Origin of the sequence: uncultured Fretibacterium sp. (assembly GCF_938030725.1) — a bacterium.
In the GTDB taxonomy this organism is placed as follows: Bacteria; Synergistota; Synergistia; order Synergistales; family Aminobacteriaceae; genus Fretibacterium.
Map to the genome: position 1 here is coordinate 1 of NZ_CALHIQ010000044.1, position 4299 is coordinate 4299.

Genomic DNA, 4299 nt, shown 5'->3' on the forward strand with positions numbered 1-4299 from the left:
GAGATCATAGGCGAGAGTGGATACCCGCTGCCCGTCTACTTCCTGGACACGGACTTCGAGCCCAATCACCCGGACGACCGCAAGCTGTCCTGGTACCTGTACGGCGGGGACAACCGCTATCGCCTCTGCCAGGAGTTCGTCCTGGGCGTGGGGGGACTGCGCATCCTGCGGGACCTGGGCTACAAGAACATCGACACGTTCCACCTGAACGAGGGACACGCCGGGTTCCTCACGCTGGAGCTGATGCGCGAGATGGGCTACTACGACCCGGACAAGATTCGGGAGCAGGTGGTGTTCACCACCCACACCCCCGTCCCCGCGGGCCACGACTACTTTGAGTACAGCCTCATCGACCATGTGTTCCCCGACGAGGCCAAGAGCACCCTCCATCGTATGCTGCCCGACGTTCCGGGCGTTTCCATGACGGAGCTGGGCCTGCGCTACAGCCGCTACGTCAACGGCGTGGCCAAGAAGCACGCCGAGGTCAGCAACGCCATGTTCAAGATGGAAACGGTGGACTGGATCACGAACGGCATCCACCCCGCCACGTGGATCAGCTCCGGCATGAGGAAGCTCTACAACAAGAACATTCCCGGCTGGGAGGAGGACCCCGGGCGCCTCGTCCAGGCCCTGACGATCCCCAAGGAGGACCTGTGGGCGGCGCACCAGGCGTCCAAGCTGAGGCTCTTCGCGCGGATCATGGAGACCAACGGCGTTCAGCTCGACCCGGACGTCCTGACGCTGGGCTTCGCCCGGCGGGCCGCGACCTACAAGCGGGCGGACCTGCTCTTCTCCGACATGGCGCGCTTCCGAAAGGTGGCGGGCAACCGCAAGGTCCAGTTCGTCTTCGCCGGGAAGTCCCATCCCAACGACAACGGCGGCAAGGCGCTGCTGCAGAAGATCCGCCGCGTGGCCAGGGAGCTGGAGTCCGAGATCCCCATCGTCTTCATCGACAACTACAACATGGAGATCGCCTCCCTCCTGACTCAGGGCGTCGACGTGTGGCTGAACACGCCCATCCGCCCGCGTGAGGCCAGCGGCACGAGCGGCATGAAGTGCGCCATGAACGGTATCATGAACTTCTCCATCCTGGACGGCTGGTGGATCGAGGGCTGGATCGAGGATGTGACGGGCTGGTCCATCGGGCCGGTGCCGGACGAGAAGGACATGGGGGCGAACTACGACGAATCGCTGGACGCGGTGGACCTCTACGACAAGCTGGAGAAGAAGATCATCCCCACCTACTACGACGACCACGACCGGTGGGTGAGCATGATGCAGCACACCATCGCGCTCGACGCAAGCTTCTTCAACACGCATCGGGTGGTGCGCGAATACGCCTCGAAGGCGTACTCCATCAGCTTCCGGGGGATGTGATCGCCGTGAGCGGGGCGGGAGGTGCGGCGATGAAGGTCCTCTTTGTGACGACGGAGCTGGCGCCCTTCTCGAAGGTGGGCGGGCTTGGGGACGTCGCGGGCTCGTTGCCGAAGGCCCTCTGCCAGGCGGGGATAGACGTGCGGGTGGTCACCCCCGCCTGGCCCGGCGCGCTGGAAAAGGTGGCCGCCGCCGGCATCAAGACCACAGCAATGGCTCGCCCTGCCTGCGCTGCCTACAACTGGCAGGTGCGCGAGGCGAAGGTCGTCCGGGCGGAGGTGGACGGCGTGACCGTCTACTTCCTGAGCGCGGAGGACTACACGGGGGACATGTACCCCCGGCAGCTCGACTTCTGGACCGTCTCTCCCTTCGCCGTCTTCTGCATGCAGGCGCTTGAGCTGCACCGGGCCACGGGCTGGCGGCCGGACCTCTACCACTGCCACGACTGGACGACGGCCTTCCTCCCCTGCGCGCTGGCGTGGCACCGCCACTACCGGCAGACGGGCGAGCGGAGCGTCCTCACCCTGCACAACGTGGAGTATCAGGGGGTGTTCGACCCCGCCCCCTTCATGGAGGCGTCCGGGCTGGAGCCGTGGAGCTTCAACCTGTCCGCCCTGGAGTTCTACGGAAAGGTCAACCTGCTGAAGGGCGGCATCGTCGCCGCGACCGCCGTCACGACGGTTTCGCCGACCTACGCGGGCGAGATCCAGACCTACGAGTCCACCCGCCAGCTGGCGGACGTCCTCTATCAGCAGCGCGGCAAGCTGCGGGGCATCCTGAACGGCATCGACACGCGGTACTGGAACCCGGAGCACGACCGCGCGCTCCCGGCGCGGTTCACGGCGCGGGACCTGGAGGGCAAGCAGGCCTGCCGCAGGGAGCTCCTCAAACGGGCAGGCTTTGAGGCCGGGACGGAGGCCCCCGTCGTGGTCTGCGTCAGCCGCCTCGTCGAGCAGAAGGGGTTCAGCCTCATCCTGGAGGCGCTGGACGACCTGCCCGCGCTGGGCGCGAAGTTCGTCTTCCTGGGGAGCGGTCAGGGCTGGATCGAGGGCGCCCTGGAGCGAGCGGCCGCTGCCCACCCGGACTGCATCCGTTTCTTCAGGGGGTACGACGAGCCGCTCTCCCACCTTCTCTATGCGGGCGGCAGCATCTTCCTGATGCCGTCCGTCTTCGAGCCCTGCGGGCTCTCTCAGATGATCGCCATGCGCTACGGCACGATCCCGGTGGTGCGCGAGGTGGGCGGCCTGAAGGACACCGTGACCGACGCGGACTCCCCGGAGGGTGGGGACGGGTTCACCTTCCTGACCTGCGACGCGAAGGGGATGCTCTGGGCGCTGCACCGGGCCGTGGCGCGCTTCAGGGACCAGCCCTCGTGGCAGCTCATCGTCGAGCGGGCGATGAGGCGGGACTTCACCTGGACCCGTTCGGCGGAGCTCTACAAGGCGCTGTACCAGGAAACGGCCCGCCGCTAGCCGCAGGAGGAGCAAGGGGCCGCCTGGATTGCAACTGAACATATAAAAGAGGTTTTCCCCGGTTTTTCAACGAAATCGGAAAGGGGAGATGGGGTATGTACGGAGGAGCCAACGGAAGGGTGCTTGGAATCGTCCTGGCGGGAGGCAAGGGCGAGAGGCTGATGCCGCTGACGCGGTATCGGGCCAAACCTGCGGTCTACTTTGCCGCGAAATACCGCATCATTGATTTTGCGCTTTCAAACCTCGTCAACAGCGGCGTCTTTGCCTTGTACGTCCTCGTTCAGTTCAAGAGCCAGTCCCTCAACGAGCACATCGAGCGAGGCTGGCAGTTCGGCGGCGCGCTGCGGGGGCGCGACTTCTTCGTCACGCTGGTGCCCGCGCAGATGTGGCGCGGCGAGCACTGGTTCCAGGGCACCGCGGACGCGGTGTTTCAGAACATGCACCTGATCAACATGTTCCGGGCGGACCGGGTGTGCATCTTCGCGGCCGACCACATCTACAAGATGGACGTCAGCCAGATGCTCCGCTGGCACCTGGACCAGCAGGCGGACATCACCCTGGCGGCCAACGTCGTCCCCGTCAACGAGGCCAGCCAGTTCGGCTGCATCAAGACCGACGGCAGCGGGCGGATCCTGGAGTTCATGGAGAAGCCCACCGTCCCGCCGGAGATCCCGGACAAGCCGGGGTTCTGCTACGTTTCGATGGGAAACTACATCTTCGAGCGCAAGGTGCTGGTGGACGCCCTCGTGGAGGACTCCATGCAGTCCACCACGCACGACTTCGGCCGGGACATCCTCCCCAAACTGGTCCACCAGCGCGCGCGCGTCTTCGCCTACGACTTCTCCACCAACGTCCTTCCGGGGCCGAAGACCCGCCCCCGCTACTCCTACGAGTGGAGGGACGACAAGCCCTACTGGCGCGACGTCGGCACGCTGAAGGCCTACTGGCAGGCGCACATGGAGCTCCTGAACCCGGACTCCGAGATGACGCTCTACAACCCCCAGTGGCCCGTGCGAACCGTTTCCTTCGCCGACCCGCCCTCCTACTCCTACCCCGCGGACGGCTACAACTGCACCGTGAACCGCGTCATGCTGGCGGAGGGCAGCCGCATCCTGGGCTCCTCCGTCACGGACAGCGTCCTGTCGCGCAACTGCCTCATCGAAACGGGGAGCGTGATCGAAAAGAGCATCATCGGGCACGACGTCATCATCGGGCGGAACTGCCGCATCAAGCGCGCCATCATCGACGCCCATAACAACATCCCGGACAACACGGTCATCGGGGAGGACCCGGAGGCGGACGCCCGCAACTACTATGTGGACCCGAAGTCCGGCCTCGTGGTCCTGGGGATCCCGCGCATCTACTATCAGAAGGGGACGACCGCCGACACCGAAAACACGACGCAGGACGACGACATCGATCCCCTCGGCCTGTGAGCTTTGAAGCCGAAGCG

General features: G+C 65.4%; 3 protein-coding genes. All 3 read left to right on the forward strand.

Translation table 11 applies throughout. The features are described 5' to 3' along the window. On the forward strand, nt 1-1377 hold a 1377-nt coding region (glgP, locus tag Q0629_RS02895; RefSeq protein ID WP_298778707.1), incomplete at its 5' end, for an alpha-glucan family phosphorylase. A gap of 29 nt (nt 1378-1406) precedes the next feature. Continuing rightward, nucleotides 1407-2846: a glycogen/starch synthase gene (locus tag Q0629_RS02900; protein ID WP_298778709.1), complete on the forward strand. Its 1440-nt coding sequence runs from the start codon at nt 1407-1409 to the stop codon at nt 2844-2846. A 95-nt stretch (nt 2847-2941) separates the two neighbouring features. Then, nucleotides 2942-4282 (forward strand): glucose-1-phosphate adenylyltransferase, encoded by a 1341-nt coding sequence (gene glgC, locus Q0629_RS02905; RefSeq protein WP_298778711.1) that lies wholly within the window; start codon nt 2942-2944, stop codon nt 4280-4282. The last annotated feature ends 17 nt before the right edge of the window (nt 4283-4299 follow it).